The sequence below is a fragment of the Enhygromyxa salina genome, from assembly GCF_000737335.2.
Lineage (GTDB): Bacteria > Myxococcota_A > Polyangia > Nannocystales > Nannocystaceae > Plesiocystis > Plesiocystis salina_C.
The window spans coordinates 87044-103809 of the sequence record NZ_JMCC02000043.1 but is presented as its reverse complement, the minus strand read 5'-3'; the positions used below and the strand labels follow the sequence as shown (position 1 = coordinate 103809).

Annotated in this window: 14 protein-coding genes; 4 read left to right on the top strand and 10 right to left on the bottom strand. The window is 67.9% G+C overall.

All coding sequences use genetic code 11. The annotated features are described in order from the left end of the window. Window positions 1-12 precede the first annotated feature (12 nt). Entirely contained in the window at window positions 13-1770 is a 1758-nt protein-coding gene (locus DB30_RS17710) for a SulP family inorganic anion transporter (protein WP_052550421.1), read from the bottom strand. 134 nt (window positions 1771-1904) lie between these two features. Here DB30_RS17710 and DB30_RS17705 point away from each other — a divergent pair, with 134 nt between their 5' ends. Continuing rightward, window positions 1905-2495, top strand: a complete 591-nt coding sequence (locus DB30_RS17705; RefSeq protein WP_052550419.1) for a hypothetical protein — start codon at window positions 1905-1907, stop codon at window positions 2493-2495. Window positions 2496-2695: 200 nt separating this feature from the next. Here the strand turns inward: DB30_RS17705 and DB30_RS41530 are convergent, their stop codons facing one another. The 5 genes from DB30_RS41530 to DB30_RS17680 all read right to left on the bottom strand — a co-directional run bounded on the left by DB30_RS41530 (window position 2696) and on the right by DB30_RS17680 (window position 10282). After that, window positions 2696-4018: a vWA domain-containing protein gene (locus DB30_RS41530; RefSeq protein WP_205633016.1), complete on the bottom strand. Its 1323-nt coding sequence runs from the start codon at window positions 4016-4018 to the stop codon at window positions 2696-2698. Between the two features lie 255 nt (window positions 4019-4273). Further along, complete coding sequence (locus DB30_RS17695) at window positions 4274-7054, bottom strand: cyclic nucleotide-binding and patatin-like phospholipase domain-containing protein (protein WP_052550414.1); 2781 nt, start codon at window positions 7052-7054, stop codon at window positions 4274-4276. A gap of 28 nt (window positions 7055-7082) precedes the next feature. Further along, window positions 7083-8156, bottom strand: a complete 1074-nt coding sequence (locus DB30_RS17690; RefSeq protein WP_276204364.1) for an SDR family oxidoreductase — start codon at window positions 8154-8156, stop codon at window positions 7083-7085. Window positions 8157-8193: 37 nt separating this feature from the next. Next, a complete protein-coding gene (locus tag DB30_RS17685) occupies window positions 8194-9111 on the bottom strand; it encodes a fatty acid desaturase family protein (RefSeq protein ID WP_146659384.1) in 918 nt (305 codons plus the stop codon). 157 nt (window positions 9112-9268) lie between these two features. Then, window positions 9269-10282: a cyclic nucleotide-binding domain-containing protein gene (locus tag DB30_RS17680; protein WP_146659382.1), complete on the bottom strand. Its 1014-nt coding sequence runs from the start codon at window positions 10280-10282 to the stop codon at window positions 9269-9271. A 40-nt stretch (window positions 10283-10322) separates the two neighbouring features. Here DB30_RS17680 and DB30_RS17675 point away from each other — a divergent pair, with 40 nt between their 5' ends. Both DB30_RS17675 and DB30_RS17670 read left to right on the top strand, forming a co-directional pair. Beyond that, a complete protein-coding gene (locus DB30_RS17675; RefSeq protein ID WP_052550407.1) occupies window positions 10323-11315 on the top strand; it encodes an oxygenase MpaB family protein in 993 nt (330 codons plus the stop codon). Between the two features lie 232 nt (window positions 11316-11547). Continuing rightward, window positions 11548-12147: an NAD(P)H-dependent oxidoreductase gene (locus DB30_RS17670; RefSeq protein WP_052550405.1), complete on the top strand. Its 600-nt coding sequence runs from the start codon at window positions 11548-11550 to the stop codon at window positions 12145-12147. 360 nt (window positions 12148-12507) lie between these two features. Here DB30_RS17670 and DB30_RS17665 read toward each other — a convergent pair whose 3' ends face one another. Together DB30_RS17665 and kbl are read right to left on the bottom strand one after the other, a co-directional pair. Then, the gene (locus DB30_RS17665) at window positions 12508-12906 is read right to left on the bottom strand and encodes a hypothetical protein (RefSeq protein WP_052550403.1); all 399 of its coding nucleotides are present in this window, start codon (window positions 12904-12906) and stop codon (window positions 12508-12510) included. Window positions 12907-12934: 28 nt separating this feature from the next. Further along, a complete protein-coding gene (gene kbl, locus DB30_RS17660) occupies window positions 12935-14125 on the bottom strand; it encodes a glycine C-acetyltransferase (RefSeq protein ID WP_052550461.1) in 1191 nt (396 codons plus the stop codon). A gap of 64 nt (window positions 14126-14189) precedes the next feature. Between kbl and DB30_RS17655 the strand changes: the two genes are divergently transcribed. After that, window positions 14190-14639 carry a hypothetical protein gene (locus tag DB30_RS17655; RefSeq protein ID WP_146659378.1) on the top strand — a complete coding sequence of 150 codons (450 nt, stop codon included), beginning with the start codon at window positions 14190-14192 and terminating at the stop codon, window positions 14637-14639. A gap of 7 nt (window positions 14640-14646) precedes the next feature. Here DB30_RS17655 and DB30_RS17650 read toward each other — a convergent pair whose 3' ends face one another. Continuing rightward, window positions 14647-15480, bottom strand: coding sequence for a TrmH family RNA methyltransferase (locus tag DB30_RS17650; protein ID WP_165703823.1), 834 nt, complete (start codon window positions 15478-15480; stop codon window positions 14647-14649). Then, window positions 15477-16646: an isocitrate/isopropylmalate dehydrogenase family protein gene (locus DB30_RS17645; RefSeq protein ID WP_146659376.1), complete on the bottom strand. Its 1170-nt coding sequence runs from the start codon at window positions 16644-16646 to the stop codon at window positions 15477-15479. Before DB30_RS17645 ends, DB30_RS17650 begins: the two co-directional genes overlap by 4 nt. Between the last annotated feature and the right edge of the window lie 120 nt (window positions 16647-16766).

Here is a 16766-nt window from a genome sequence, read left to right as displayed (position 1 = left end):
GGGTCACGACATCTAGATCTGCGGGGAGAACCGGGCGGCTTTGCCGTGCTCGCGCAGCAGCGCGGCGCGGGGGATGAGCGTGCAGCTTGGAAACGCGGACACGCGACAGGTGCCCTCGCAGTAGTCACGTTCCACCGCCTCGACCAGCTTGGGCGCGGCCTCGGCGAGGTTGCGGTGAAGGTGGTCCTGGCCAAGCAGCTCGAGCAGGCGGCTGCGGACGAACAGATCCCGAACCGGACCGATCGCCCCGATGATGTGCAGATCGCTGCCACCTGCGCGCAGCGCCTCGATGAGCTTCTCCAGTGACATCACCGCGGTCGCGTCCATGTCGCTGACCGCGGCGAAGTCGAGCGCGAGCAGCTTCATGGACTCGTGGGTGGCCATCATCGTGGTGATGCGATCTTCGAGGAAGCGGGCGTTGGCGTAGTAGAGCGGCGCGTCGATCCGCAGCAGCCCCGCCTGCGGGCAGGTCTGCGCGGCCTCGACCCGATCGACGTTGCGGTACACGGAGGTGCCCGGGATCCGGCCAAGCTCGGCCGTGTGCGGCCGCATGGTCCGACCGACAAAGAACACCAAGGCCGCGATCACCCCGACGAACAGCCCAACCTCGAGGCCGATCCCCAAGGTCGCCAAGAAGGTCAGCACCGCCGTCACGCCGTCGGCCCGCTTGACCCGAAACACCTCACGCACGCCGCGGATGTCGATCAGGCTGGAGGCCGCGAGCATGACGATCGCGGCAAGCACAGCGCGCGGCAGCCACTCGAACAGGGCCCCCGCCACCAGCAGCACGAACAGGACCCCGAGCGCGGCGATAAACCCAGTCATGCGGGTCCGCGCGCCGGCCTGGGCGACGACCGTTGAGCGCGCGAGCCCGGAGCTGACCGGGAAGCTGCCAAACAGACCGCTCGCGAGGTTGACCACGCCAAACGCCAGCAGCTCGCGGTTGGGCTCGACGGTGCCGCGCGCCTTGGCCTCGAGCGCCTTGACCACGGTCATTGACGATGCATAGCCAACGACCAGGATCGACAGCGCCGCCGGCAACAGCGAGACCATGGTGTCGATTTTGAAGCGGGGGAGCTTGGGCATTGGCAGCCCACGCGGGACCTCACCGACGACCTCGACGCCGTGGCTTGGCAGGTTCAGCCCCCACGCGAGCAGGATCCCAGCCACGCACACGATCAAGTAGTAAGGCCAGCGCGCCGCGTAGCGACGCATCAACACCAGCGCCAGCAACGATCCAGACGCGACCGCGAGGGTTGGCAGGTGGGTCGCGCCAAGGTGCATCACGATCGGCCACGGCCGGGTCGCCGAGAGATCCGCGAGCTGCTCGCGGGGGATCCCCAAGAACGCGCGCAGCTGACTGCCCACCGTGATCAAGCCGGCCGCCGCGTTGAAGCCCAGGATCGTCGGGTGACCCAGGAAGTTGACGACAAACCCAGCCCGGACCAGGCCCAGCAGCAGGAACAACACGCCAACCTCGAAGCTGAGCAAGACCGCGAGCTCGGCCCACTCTGGGGTGCCCGGCTCGGCCAAGCTCTCGAGCCCCGAGGCGATCATCAGGGCCATGAGCGCGACCGGGCCGATCGCCATGAACCGACTGCTGCCCACGAAGGCGTAGAGCAGCGGCGGGATCGTGGCGGCGTAGAGACCGTAGACCGGCGGAACCCCCGCCAACATCGCGTAGGCCAGCGCCTGCGGAACCAGGACGACCATCACCGTGATCCCAGCGAGCAGGTCGCCGCGGAAGTTCTCGCGCAGCGAGGCGAACACCCGGGCATCTTATTACCCCCGCGGGCGCCCTGCACTTCGCCGACTCTGGCCGCGCCCTTGCACGAATTTGCCCTGATCGCGAAATCGACGGCGGCCCGTGGACGGGGCTACGCGCGACTGACACACTTGCCGCGATGTCCAAGACGCAGAGCAAACTGATCGCCCTCGCCCTCGTCGGCGCCTGTAGCTTCGGGGTTTGGAAGGCAGCGGACGCGCTGTTCTTCAGCGACGAGGCGCAAGGCACCAAGCACGCCGTCAACCAAGTCTGGATCGACCACGTGCCGACCGACGACCGCGACATGATCACGCACTTCGTGCTGGTCGATCACCGCGACGGGCAGTTTGGCGCGATCGGGCGCTCGTCGCAGTGGCGCATCGGCGTTGAGGTGTTTCGGTGGCAGCTGCAGGGCAGCGATCTGCGCATGTACTTCCCACAAGAGCGCGCCCGCGGCGAAGTGAAGGTCGAGACCTGGGAGTGCGAGAAGGAAGCTCCGGCGCCGTTTCAGCTGTGCATGAAGCTGACCAACAAGAACGGCCGCAGCATGACGCTCTACAGCCGCAAGGACTGGGAGATCGATCCGCAAGACGTGAACGACTCGATCGAGGACATCACCGATGACGAGCCCCTGCTTGGCGGGATGCTTCAGGGTCTGGGCAGCGGCGATCAGCTCGGCGAGTTCGACCTCGAAGCCGCCAGCGCCTGGGACCTAAAAGAGAGCTTTTAGGCCCCAGTCGCCCAGACTCGACCCGTGCTCGGCTTCGCCTCCGCGCGCGTCGACACGACCCGGAGGGCGGGCCCGACCGCAGGGGTGGGGGCCCCATGACGGCTCCGCCGGCATGGGGGAGGGGCTGTGAAGCCCCTCATCAAGACCAGTAGGGTTCGCGTTTGGCTCAGCGGTTCCGCAGGAACCGCTGAGCCAAACGACTAACCCGGATCGCAAAAATATTTCACGTCTGCGGTGCCGAATTCCTTGAGCTCCTGGCACGACTGCCCGCACAGCTCGATCGCGTCGTACGGGCCGTTCGGGTTGACGTACACCCACCCATCTTCGGTGTCGCAGTCGTTGACCTTGGGGATGTCCATGCCGTCGACCTCGACGGCGAGCAGATCCGGGAACGGCGGGACCGGGTCGAGCAACACGACGCAGCTGACGGCGTCCTCGATGATCGCCTGCAGCGCGGCCTGCAGCTCGATCTCGTTGGTGGCCGAGTAGAAGTCCTGCGCGTCGGTGTTGGTCTCCATGCAGGACATGCCCGGGGCCTGATCCTTGGGCTTGCCGCCGCCCTCGCCGACCTCGTCCATCTTGCACCACGGCACGATGTTGTTGGGGGAGCCATCGGGCACGTTGCCAGACAGCTCGGTGCTCATGTCGATGCCAACGGCGTAGGTCGGGATCCCCTCGTTGTCCCACAGCGACTGGATCGTCTGCGGAAGCTTGAGATCATAGTTCTCGAACAGCTGCGAGGCGTTCATGGCGTCGTCGCCACAGTTGGCGGCGCCGTCGCTGATGTAGATGATCGCCCGCGGCCGATTGGGATCGAGGGTCATGAGGTGGGCACCCGAGACGTCGACCGCGTCCTCGCCCGGCGTGCCCCCGGCGATGGTGTTGTTGTTGGCCGCCGGGATCCCTTCCAGCACCGCCTGGCCGTCCACGCCAACGGGGATCTCGGGCGCGTTCGAGGTCACGCAACCAGCCGCGCTGTACGACGCGATCGCCTGCGTCGAGGGGAACAGCATCGCGCCAAAGTCCATCTTGTCGTCGAAGTTGTTGATGATGAAGGTGACGACGTTGTGAAGGCTGCGCCAGCGGGTGATCGGTGGCGTGTTGGGGTTGTCGTCGTGGTTCCAGGTGGTCAGCATGCTGCCCGACTTGTCGAGCACCAGCATCACCTGGGGGATCGCGGGGGCCAGGTTGGCGTCGGGGATCTGGCAAGGGATCGGCCCGTCGGTGTCGCCGTCGCCGGTTGGGTCGCCGTCGCCGTCACCGTCGCCGTCGCCGTCGCCGTCGCCGTCACCGTCACCGTCGCCGTCGCCGGTCGGATCTCCGTCTCCGTCGCCAGCGGGATCGCCGTCGCCATCACCGTCACCGTCGCCGTCGCCGTCGCCGGTCGGATCTCCGTCGCCATCGCCCACGCTGGTGTGGGTCTCGTCGCCGGACTCGGTGCCGCCGACCGACATGAAGCCGCCCTCCTCGCCCTTGTTGCTGTCCGAGCAGGCGAGCGCGAGGGCCAAACTCAACACACTCAAGCTAGAAATCGTCCTATTCATCGGGTCGCAAACTACCACGGAACCCCGCACCCAGTTGTTGTGTTTTTTCGCCGACTCGATGACGCACACCGGCTGCGATGACGGGCGTCGACCTACCTCGAGGCTTGATATGTTCGGTCGTCTGAGCGTCCAGCCGAGCCAACCAATACTACCGTTCGTCAGGTCCGGGGCGAACGACCGGTCGTGGTCATCGACGCTCGAAAGTGGCCTCGAGCTGGGACCGGTGCGCGCGACTCACTGCGCTCGGCCGTGCTGCTCGAGCCAGGCGCCGATCTCTGCGCAGGCCCGCTCGTAGGTCTTTTGCTCGAACTCGCGGGCGAGCTCGAGCGTGACGCCAAACAAGCCAGTCGTGGTCAGGGGCTGATAGACCTGACACACGGCCGGGTGCGCGAGCGCTTCGTCGATGCGATCTGCGCTCATCGAGTTGGAGGTGATCAACGAGAGGAACAAGATGGTCTCGAGCCGCGGGAGCGCCCGCGGGGTCCGCCAGGGCAGGACCTGGTCGAGCAGCTGGGACCAGCCCGAGACCTGCGTGCCGTAGGGCTCGATCTTGCGCAGCGACTCCAGGTTCGTCGGGTCGTTGAGGTTTGACATGACCGCGAGGCCGCGCTGGCAGCTGGGTAGGATCGCGTTGATCGGGATGTAGGAGATGATCCCGCCGTCGACGAGGATCCGCCCATTCATGGTCACGGGCGGGTAGAGCACGGGGATCGAGCAGCTCGCGCGCGCTGCCAACCACAGCGGTCCGCGGTCGAGGTAGAGGAGCTCGTGAGTGAGGAGGTCGACGGCGGTGAGTCGACAGGGGATCAGGAGATCTTCGATGTCGGCGTCGCCGAAGTAGTCGTGAAAGAGCTCGTCGAGCAGCTTGCCGCTCGTCAGCGAGGTGAGGGGCGGCTGCAGCTTCGAGATGCTCAGGCGCAGCCGCTCGCCCATGTATGCGCCCTGCTCGAGCAGCGACGAGAACTCGAAGCCCATCGCGACCCCCGCGGCGATCAGTGAGCCCGCGCTGGTGCCAGCCACGAGATCGAGGGGCAGGCCGAGGGTCGTGAACGCCCGCGGGACGCCGCAGTGAGCCGGCGCCCGGGATGAGGCGCCTGCGAACGCGATCCCGTTGGCCCGCCCCATGAGCCGCCGCGCGGTCGCGGCGACGTCGGCGGGGCTGTCGTCGCGGACGTGGTGGACGAGCTCGCACCTGCGCTCGCGCAGCCAGGCGCGCGTCCCCGCGGCGCGAGCGATCCCTGCGCGCTGAAGGACGACCAGATCGACGGGGAGATCGCCGGAAAGGTCGATGTCGGCGAGCTCGCGCTCGAACGGACGCAGAGCCGGGTTGCGGCCCGCGGCCGCGATGAGCACGAGGCGATCGGCCTGACGCACACAGCAGCGCGCCCACGCGCTGTCGTGAGCGTCGCACTCGTACAGCACGACGTCGTGCTCCATCGACACGCGGTGGAGCCAGGACACGAGCTGACGGTAGCCGGGCTCACCGGGGGCGCGCGCCGACGCGCCGGGCCCGAGCTGACGATCCACGATCGCCTTCGACACCAGCGTGGCCGAGCAGCCAAGCGCCTCATGCAGGCTGCGCTCGAGCGCGCGCACAAACGCCTCGCTGCGCGGGCAGGGATCGAGGCGCAGCAGCATGATGTCCGTGGGCGCCGGGTTGAGCGCGACGCCGCTGGGCACGAGGGTCCGCTCCGACGCGATCCGGGCCGCGTTTCGGCTCAGCTGCGGGATGACGCTCTCGAGGTGCTTGAACGACGCTGCCGACAAGAACCCAACCCGGGTGTCGCGCTTGGCGTGTACGTTGGCGGTGCGCGGGCGCTCGAGCACCAGACCCGTGTCGCCGACGACCTCTCGTGCGCCGCTCTCGGACAGCTTGATCCGCGCGCCATCGGTGCCGCGTACGCTCGCCTCGAGGCGGCCGAAGGCGATCAGATACAGGCCGTCGGGCTCATCGCCCGCCCGGATCAGCTGATCGCCCCGCTCGATCATCCGCCACTCGATGTTCTCTTGGGCCTGGGCGAGCGCGGCGTCGTCGAGGCCCTCGAACAGCTCGAATTGACGAAGCGCATCGGGCCGTCCGTACTCGACGAGCAGCTGCTGGAGATAGTCGACGATGTCCTCGACGCTGTCGGGGCGAAGCGTGAGGTCGCGGGCGTGGGTCCGCGCGAGCTCGTCTCGGAGCGGGGGATCCGCGGTCGGCAGGCGCGACAGTCGATCGTACCCCCGGGCAGCCCCCGGCAGTTCGAGCGAGCGCTCGAGCGTGCGCGCGTCGCCACCGACACGCCCGAGCGCCGCGACGCGGTCGGCCGCGCGGATGACCATGCGCGTCCAGCTGGGGTCGTATTGATCGGCGAGCAGGATCAGGCAACGCGCGTCGGCGCCCTCGCGCTCGAGCGCCGCGATCGACTCGATGGCCCCGATGACCCCGATGACCCCGGTCGACTCGAGCGACTCGAGCGACTCGCTCGTGCCGACGCTCGCGTCTTGCCAGCCGTGGCCGTCGACGAGCGCGGTCTCGGGTGTGCGGGCGATCGCCTCGCGGAGCAGCGCCGCGTCCTCGCGGGCGTGGATGAGCCCGAGCACGAACGGTCGTGGACGCGGATCGACGCTGCGCCGCCCGCGTCGCAGCAGGTGACGCGTGAGCGCGGCGAGGTGGGCGGGATCGCTGGTCAGCAGCTCGCGGGTGTCGGCCGCGTCGAACTCGAGCACGACGCTGTCGCGCCACGCGACCACCGAGGCGATCCGCGCTTCTCCCATCAAGACGCCGAGCTCGCCGATCCACGACCCACTCGAGAGCCACGCGAGCCGGCGAGCCTCGGAGGTCTCGTCGAGGACCTCGAACAGGCCCCGGTAGACGACGTAGGCCCGCTCGCTCGGCTCCCCCGCGCGCAACAGGGGCTCACGCGCGCGGATGATGCGAACCCGAATGGGCAGGTCGTCGCGAATCTGAAGCGGAAGCTCCGAGGTCTCCGCCAAGAACCGGACGAGGTCCTCACGAGTTACGTTGCTGGGCACGGCACCCCGATCATGATGTTCACTCGATCTAGCTGCGGCGATCAGGATCGAGGTTGTGCGCCCAGTAGTCCCACAGCTGGGCCAGATATTCACGCTGCGGTGGACAGCGGAGCCCGGTGCCGGCGAGCGCGGCGTCGATGTTGTCCGTCGCGAAGCTGACCTCGAAGTTCGATGCTTTCCACGCTGCGACGGGCACGCCGACGGCCGCGAGCACGCGATCGCGCAGCGCGACAACGGGCGAGAGCAGCCGCGCCAATCCAGGCCGCGAGGGTTGAGGATCGGGGGTCCAGACCATGCGCGGCCCACCGGCGAGCGCCGACAGCATGTTGAAGGTCTCGAGCATCGAGGGCGGATCTGGATCGACGATGTGAAAGGTCCGTCCGTCCCAGCCCGGCGCGTGGGCGAGGGCGTCGAGGGCCGCAGCCACGAAGTCCACCGGCACCATGTTGAGCGCACCCGGTCGCGGGTTGATCACCGGAACCCAAGCCGGGAGCCGGGACAGGCGGCGGGCCATCGAGAACAGGAAGTACGAGCCGTCCGAGCGGATCATGTAGCCCGTGCGGCTGTCGCCGACGACGGCGCTCGGGCGGTAGATTCGCCAGCGCAGTTGTTCGAGGCCGCGGACGAGCTGCTCGGCGTCGTACTTCGAGCGGTGATAGGGGTGGTGGAGCGTCTGCCCGAGGTCGAGCTCGTCCTCGCGGACGAGGCCGCGGTGGTCGCCCGCGGCGGCGATCGAGGACACGTAGTGAAACACACCCGCGAACCCACGCGCGCGCAGCCAGGTGATCAGCGCCCGGGTCCCGCCAACGTTGATCCGGTCGAGCTCGTTGGCCTCGGGGCGCAGCGCGAAACCAGCCGCGAGGTGAAACACGTGGTCGAAGGCGATCTCCGCCACCGCGTCGTCGCTCAGCCCAAGCCCATGCCGCGGCGCGTTTAGATCGCCCTCGAGCACGCGGACGTCCCCACGCTGCCGCCAGATCTCGAGCTGCTCGGCCTCGCGCCTTGCCGTTGACGGTCGGACCAGCAGCCACAGCCGCGCCGACTCGCGCTCGAGCAGGCGTTCGACGACGAAGCGACCGATCCAACCGGTCGCGCCTGTGATGAGGTAGTCGATGATGACGCTCCAGCGGTTGGGGTGATCAGCTCGCGCACTCTACCAACAGCACGCGATGGTAGCCGCGGGTCACGTGAAGGTTGGCGCGGTGCTCCGGGTCCTCGCACAAGGCTTCATGCAGGGCGGCGAGGTTGTAGGTTGGAACGCTGGGGTACAGGTGGTGCTCGAAGTGGTAGTTGATGCCTTGGCTGAGCACGAACAGGCGATCGAAGACGGTCGGCAAGGTCGTGCGGGTCAGACCGTAGTCGCCGGGCCGGGCCGGGATACCGTCGTGCTCGGCGATCGTGCGGATCTCCTGCGCCGTGATCGCCCAGGTCAGCAGGGGCACGACCCACATGACCAAGAACGCGAGCCACGCGTGGGTCAAGGTCAGGACCAGGGCCAAGCTGGCGAGGAACAGGACCCGGGCGATCGCAAACCTTCGGTCACTCCTTGGCTTCGCGCTCGACTCCATCGTGAACATGAAGCGGCCGATGCGAACGGCGCCGCCGCCGAGGGTCGAGACCACGAGCCAGCGCAGGATCGAGCGGCGCGGTCGTGGAAACACAAACGCAGCGTGGTGCCTGCGGTCGAGGTCCGGGTCGATCGCGGTGCCCGTGTGTTTGTGATGGGTGAAGTGCGTGCGGCGGTAGGCGTGGGTGCTGACGAACAAGAGCGGCCAGGCGCACAGCAGCTCGGCCATCCAGTCGTTGAGCTGCTTGTCTCGCGCGAGCCGGAAGTGGACGCCCTCGTGCATCATCACCGCGAGCGAGTGCTGCCGCGCCCCGATGAACATCACCGCGAGGACGTAGAGCGCGGGGTGCCAGTGCTGCCAGCACAGCACCGCGACGGTCGAGACGGCGACCCACTCCATGGCGATCAGCGCGAGGCTCTTCCAGGGCTGGAGCACAGACAGTTCACGCAGGCGCTTGGCGTCGAGCTGGGGGAGCGCTGTCTCGGACATCGCTCTGCGTTTGAGCAAGTCGTGTACCAACGCCGCCCGAGTGCCAGGCGCCGCGATCGACCGCGCCCACACGAACACGTAGACCAGCCAGTGTCGGCGGACCGTCGTCGCGACCGTCTTGTCAGTCTGGACGGTCTTGGACGGTCGAGACGAACGCTCATCCGCGACCGAGGAGTCGGCGCAAGCGTTGGCGGGGACCGAGCTTCGGCGCGTCGCGCCCGTCGTGAGTGGACCCGTTGCGAATCGACTCGAGCTTGGGCCGACAATTGCCGCAGATCGATCCCGCTCCGCAGCGCTGCGCGAGATCGGTGGCGCCGTCTTGGCCAAGTAGCGTTCGCGCCTGGGCGATCGTCAGGCCCACGCAGGGGCACAACAGGCCCGACGAGGCCTGGGCCGCCGCGGTCGTACCGGTCCAGCGAAATCGCGCCAGCTCGGCCTCGCGCAGGCTTCGGCCCATCACCATGCGCGCGACGAGGTGATCGACGCCCTCGACCCCGCCGACGATCTCGGCGCTGACGGGGACGCCCCCGCGAAGATGCAGCGTTCGGCTGGCCCCCACGCGCTCGCCGGGGGCTTCGGCGCCCGCGTGCTCGACGGTCCGCGCGTCGCCCTCGTGCGGGCCAGAGACCGACAAGATCAGGACTTTGCGGCCGATCAGCTGGGTGCTCATCATCGCCCGACCGTTGGCCAGCTCCCGGACCGAGCTGACACACGGGTGGCCGTCATGCTCGCCGCGGTGGATCGTGACGAGGCCCCCCTCCGGGCGTTGGTACATCTGCTGCAACGTCCCGAGCAGACTCTCGAGCGGCGGATGACACAGGTACCATCGACGAAAGCGCTGCGCCTCCACGCGCAGGACCACGAGCGGCCCCTCGGCTTCGACCGTCGCCGAGCGCGGGGCGTTGGACAGCACGGCGAGTTCGCCAAAACAGTGACCGGGGTTGAGCAGCGACAAGGTTCGCTCGCCGTTGCGGACCCGGGCCTGGCCGTCGAGGATGAAGTAGCAAGCGTCGCCGCGCTCGCCCGCCGCGATCACGATCTCGCCCGGCGCGAACGACTGCTTGCGGACCTCGCTGGTCGCGCCGACTTCGAGCTCGAGATCTGCGAGCACGGCCAGCGTTGGCAACACCCGGCGGGCCTCATCTACGTCGAGTGGGTCGCGCCCTGACATGCTCGTTCCAGACGTTCACACTAACAGCTTCGAGTCCTCCATGAAAAACCCGCCGGACCCACACCCAGCCCCCCTCGAGCGAGTCGTCGACGCCGACGAGCTCGACCGCTCGATGCGAGACGTCTTCGACGTCGTCGATCCCAACGTCGGCCTGTTTGGTCCCGACACGATCAGCTGGGAGCTCTACTCACAAAAGGCCGTGTGGTTCGGCGCCATGCGGGCCAACCTCCTGCAAGCTTCCCACCCCGGAGTCGCCGCTGCGCTGGTCAACAACTCCAAGGCCGACGTTGGGCTGCGCCTGCAAACGACGATCGCCTTCGTCGATGGCGTGGTGTTTGGGACCGTCGATCAGGCCCGCGAGCTCGCTATGAAGCTGCACCGCAAGCACGAGGCCGTCAGCGGGATGCTGGATCAGGGCGCGGGTGTGTACCAACAGGGCGACCCCTACGAGGGCAACGATCTCGAGGCGCTACTGTGGGTCTTGATGACGATCGTCGACACCGCCGTGCTCCTGTACGGGGAGCTCGTCAGGCCCCTGTCGCGCGAACACAAGGACCAACTGATACGCGAGCTGCCGCGCCTCGCCGCGATGTTCGGGATCCCCGAGCGCGCCCTCGCGCGGGACTGGGCCGGGCACGAGGCCTATATGCGCATGATGTACCAAGGCCCGCGGACCGCGGTTGGGGACCAAGGTCGCAAGGCCGCGGCGAGCGTGGTGACGCCGAGCGAGCTGCCGCTCGTGTTCGAGCTGTTTGGGCAGACCGTCGACCTCAGCTGGCTGCCCAGTGGCGTCGCGACCGTCGCGCGTCGGGTGGATCCTCGCCGGCTGATGTTCCTCGCCGTGCGCGACATGACGACCGGCTGGCTGCCTCCCCACCTGCGCGACGCCTACGGGCTCGACTGGAGCCCACGCACGCAGCGACGCGCGCGGCTGCTCTGCGCTGCGCTGCGTACGGCGATGCGTCTGCAGCCGGATCACATGCGTCGGGCCGAGGGCTACCTCGAGGCCTACCGTCGGATCGGCTCCTCATGACCCCCACAGGCGACTTCGCACTTCGCGGTCACTCGCTTCGCTCGCTCCCAAGCGGCCGTTTGTATGCGAGGGCATCATTGGCCCCCTAGAAGGGGGCTCCTCATGACCCCCACAGGCGGCTTCCCACTTCGCGGTCACTCGCTTCGCTCGTTCCCAAGGGGCCGTTTGTATGCGAGGGCATCATTGGCCCCCTAGAATCCTTGAATCACGCTCACCGGTCAGCTGGAAAGCCATGCGCATCCTCGTCGTCTACTGTCACCCGCACGCGGACAGCTTCTGTCACGCCATGCTCGAGCGTGTGCTCGCCGGTCTCGCCCGCGGTCGTCACGAGGTCGAGGTGATCGATCTCTACGCCGAGGGCTTCAACCCGGTGATCGACGAGGCCGAGTGGCAGGTCTACATGACCACGCCGAGTGAGCTCGATCCGCCGGACACGGCCCGTCACGCCGAGCGCCTGCGCTGGGCCGAGGGCTTGGTGTTTGTCTACCCAACCTGGCTGTTCTCGGTCCCGGCCCTGCTCAAGGGCTGGCTCGAGCGTGTGTTCGTACCCGGCGTGTCCTTCACCCTGCCCGGGCCTGGACAGCACGCCCCCGCGTCGATGCTTCGTCACATTCGACTCATCGCCGGGGTGACCTCGACGGGCACGCCGCGCTGGGTGATGGCGCTGTCGGGCTCCGCGGGCAAGCGGTTGCTCCTGCGCGCGCTTCGGCTGGGGTTTGCGATCCGCTGCACCAGGATCTGGCTGTGCTTGCACGCAATGGAGACCCGCACCCAGGCGCAGCGTGTGCGCCACCTCGAGCGAATCGAGCGACGCTTCGCGCGGGTTCGGTGATCCGTGAGCTTCGCATCGCCGTACGAAACGACGGGTTGCTGCTGAGCTCGAAGACCAGCTTTCCGGCGTCGACACCGACGTCGAACGAGCGCGTGCGCAGCACCGAGCTCACTTCCCGTCGAAAGCGTGGCCCCAGTCGAAACCGCCTCGCCGCCTGGCGCTGCACACGGCGGACACCCGAAGCGTCGCGTCCCCGCCCAGCTCCACCAGCCGCATCCGCGCGTGGCAGATCCCGGCGGCTCCGTGCGAGCGGCCCGTCGCCGGTACCTGGCACCCGACTCTGGCTCCACCCGCCGCGTCGTATCTGGCGTCCGGGGACGAACTTCCACGCCGTGCGACTCTCGGCGGACCGGCGTGAGCTCAAGGCAGCAGGTCGAGGTCGTCGACGCCCATGGTCTGCGTCGTCGTCAGTCGGGCCTGGATCAGCGCATCCTCGGTTGGATACTTGGACTTGCCGTCGGGCGACTCGAGCCAGCGCGCGAACGTGGCCTTGACCTGGTACCAGTGGGCGACATCGCGGATCCCGTACTCGGCAAACAGCCCGTCGCGGCGCGCGGGCCTGCTCCACGCCGTGTCGACCCGAAACTCGGCGGTGAAGTAGCGGGCGATGTCGGCCGCGAAGTCGAAGCTGGCGGCGTCGTCTTGCTGCTCGAGCGCCAGGTCGCGCGCGGGATCGACGGGCGTCGGCTGCTCATCGCCGACCGGCGTCGTGTCATTGCGCAGACCCAGCGCCGCGAGCATCGAGTCGAACAGTCCCACGATCAGAGACTATCACCCTTCGCAGGAGTCAAAGGACCCCGAGCTGCTTGCCGATCTTGGTGAAGGCGCTGACCGCCCGCTCGATCTGGTCGCTCGAGTGGCCGGCGGACAACTGCACCCGGATCCGCGCCTGGCCCTTGGGGACGACCGGGTAGCAGAAACCGATCACGTAGATGCCCTCGGCCAGCAGCTTGTCGGCGAACTCGACGGCGAGCCGGGCCTCGCCAAGCATGATCGGGACGATCGGTGTGTCACCAGGTTGCAGCGCGAACCCGGCGGCGGTGACCCCCTCCCGGAACTGCTTGGTGTTGGCTTCGAGCTTGTCGCGCAGCTCGGTGCTGGCGCTGAGCGTGCGCATGACCGCGAGGCTCGCCGAGACGATCATTGGCGCGAGCGAGTTCGAGAACAGGTAGGGCCGCGACCGGTTGCGCAGCAGATCGACGATCTGCTTGCGGCCCGAGGTGAACCCACCCGAGGCCCCGCCGAGCGCCTTGCCAAGCGTGGACGTGATCACGTCGACCCGCCCCATGACCTGGTTGTACTCGTGGGTGCCCCGGCCGGTCTTGCCGATGAAGCCGGTCGCGTGGCTGTCATCGACCATGACCATGGCTTGGTACTGCTCGGCGAGATCGCAGATCCGATCGAGCTTGGCGATGTTGCCGTCCATGCTGAACACGCCGTCGGTGGCGATCATGCGCAGGCGCTTGCCCTGCGTGGCTTTGAGCGCCTGCTCGAGCTCGGCCATGTCGGAGTTGGCGTAGCGGTGCCGCTCGGCCTTGCACAGCCGGATGCCGTCGATGATCGACGCGTGGTTGAGCGCGTCGGAGATGATCGCGTCCTCCTTGGTCAGCAGGGTCTCGAACAGCCCGCCGTTGGCGTCGAAGCAGGAGCTGTAGAGGATCGTGTCTTCGGTGCCCAGGAAGCTGGTCAGCGCGTCCTCGAGCTGCTTGTGCTTGTCGAGCGTGCCGCAGATGAAGCGCACGCTGGACATCCCGTAGCCGCGCTCGTCGAGGGCCGCGCGGGCGGCCGCGATCGTGTCGGGGTGACTGGACAGGCCCAGGTAGTTGTTCGCGCAGAAGTTGAGGACCGGCTGACCGTCGCCCGCGACCGATATCTCGGCACCCTGTGGCGAATTGATGATCCGCTCGTGCTTGTACAGGCCGGCCTGTTCAATCTCGGTGAGGATCTGGGCGTAGTGGTCTTTGGCTTGCTCGAACATCGGTGATTGCTCCGTGAGCTTGCGATATTGCACGCTGGGGCGACGTGTGGGTAGCCTTCCGACCATGAGAACCAGTATCCCAACTGCGGTCGGCGTCTTGATGTTCAGCGTGGCCGGGTGTGGCAGCGACGCGAGTCGAGCCGCGAACACCCTGGAGAAGCTGTGCAAGGCCCAGTGTGATTGCCCAGACTCAATGGAGATCTGGAACGAGGTCAAGAACTGCAAGAAGTCGTGCGAGGGCTACTCGCTCTACCTCGAGGCGATCATCGCCGACGAGACCTACACCGAGCCTTGCGGGGACTTCGGCCGGATCCTTGGCGACCTGAAGAAGTGCGCAACCCGTGGCTGCGGCGATGAACGGGACATCTGCGTGGGCCTCGCCGTCGACGAGTTGAGGACTTGTTGGCCAGACTTCTATGCGGACGGGGATGACTCGGCGGCCGCGCTGACCCAGCAGCTCATGACGCCGATCCCCGGCGCGATCGATGCGCAAACGCTGCACTCGGCGCTCTAGTGCCGCACTAGCTTCGCGCAGACAGAGCGAACAAGAGCACCGCCGTCGCGGCGGCCACGTTGAGCGAGTCCGAGCCGTCCGCGACCGGGATCCGCACGCGATGGTCGGCACACGCGAGCAGCTCGGGCGAGAGCCCTGCCCCCTCGTTGCCGACCAACAGGATCTGCTTCGCGGGGGGTTCAAATTGGTGGACCAGCGCGGCAGTGGGCTCGGGCGTCGCGGCGATGATCTTCGCGCAGAGTTCGCGGGCGAGGGCGACGATCGTGCTGGGCAGCGCGTCGCTGACCAGGCACGGGACCCGAAACACGTTGCCAACGCTGGCCCGGATCGCGAGCCGCGAATACAGATCGGCCCCGCGCGCGTCGGCGATCAGCAGGTCGGCCGAGAACGCGGCGACGTTGCGAACAAGCGCGCCGAGGTTGCGTGGATCCGCGAGGCCCTCGGCGACGACAATCGTGACGCGCTCGCGCCCTCGCAAGCGCGCGAGCGTTTCAGGGTCGAGCTCGCGCTGCGCCGCGGGTCGTCGCGCGCAGGCCAGCACCCCGCGATGAAACGCGAACCCGGCCAGCTCGGACAGCTGCGGCTTCGACAGCTCGATCACGGGGAGCGCGGCGGGGAGCGCCAGCCTCGCGCGCTGGCTGGGGGTGCACACCACCGACTCGACCTCCAGCGCGGCGACGCCCAGCGCCTGGGCGGCTGGGCCTCGCGTCGCCAGCAGCCGCTCGACCGCGAGAGCGCCCTCGACGATGAAGCGATCTAGGAAGCGATCTGGGTCCGGCTTTGCGATCCGGCCCTGCAAGTCTCGATAGGGCCGCAGGCGCGGATCTTCGAGAACGCTCACCCCACGCGGCGCCCGGCGGCCTCGGCGATCGCCGAGCCGACCTCGCTGCACTTGGCGGCGGCCTCGTTGCCGACCAGATCATAGGTGAGCGGCTTGCCGGCCTCGAGCACCTCGACGACGGCGGCCTCGACCGCGGCGGCGGCCTTGGTCAGCCGTGGGTCGCTCTTTTGCCCGCCCAGCCACTCGAGCCCCTCTTTGACCGAGAGGATCATGGCGATCGGGTTGACCTTGTCCTTGCCCGCGTGCTTGGGCGCGCTGCCGTGGATCGGCTCGAACATCGCGTGGTCCTTGCCAGTGTTGGCACCCACGGCCATGCCCATGCCGCCCTGCAGCGTGGAAGCCAGGTCGGTGACGATGTCGCCGAACATGTTGGTTGTCACGCACACGTCGTAATACTCGGGCTGGCCGATCAGCCACTGCGTGAACGCGTCGACGATCGCCGTGTCTTTCTCGATCTCGGGGTACTCGGCGCCGATCTCGAAGAACACGTCGCGGAACAGCTGGCAGCCGTGCAGCACGTTGTCCTTGATGATCGCGGTGACGCGCAGCTTGCCGTCCTTGGGCGCGCCACCGGTGCCGAGCTCGCCCCGGCGCTTGCACAGCTCGAACGCGTGGCGGATCACCTGCTCTGAAGCGCGCCGGGTGATCACGCGGGTGTCGATTGCGACGTCCGCGACGCCGCCGGGGCTGAGCTTGCCGCCGGTTGGGGCGTACAGGCCCTCGGTGTTCTCGCGGATGATCACCATGTCGACCTTGCCGGGCTCCCAGACCTGCTTGTGGCCGCCGTGGATCCGGTGCTGCACGCCGGGGTACAGCTTGATCGGCCGCACGTTGGCGTAGAGGTTCAGGCGCATGCGGTTGCCGATCACCGGCGAGAACCCGGCCATCTTGCCGTCACGCATGAGCACCGGGCCGCCGGTGCCCTTGGGGTCGGGCCAGCCAACCGCGCCAAGCAAGATCAGATCCGACGCCTTGCAGCGCTCGGGCGAGTCCGCGGGCCAGTCGAGATCACCGTGCTCGAGGTAGTACTGCCCGCCGCACGGGATGTCGTCGATCTCCCACTCGATCCCGAGCGGCACCGAGACCGCGCGCAGGACCTTCAGGCCTTCGGCCATGACTTCGGGACCGGTTCCATCTCCACCTAGCGTGACGAGCTTGTAGGGCATCGGCTCGACGTTAGTTAATGGCGCAGCGCGCAGGACCCCCCCGTCAGGTGAGCTTGATCATGTTGGGCTTTCATACCCCAGTCGCCCCGACTCGACCCGTGCTCGGCTTCGCCTCCGCGC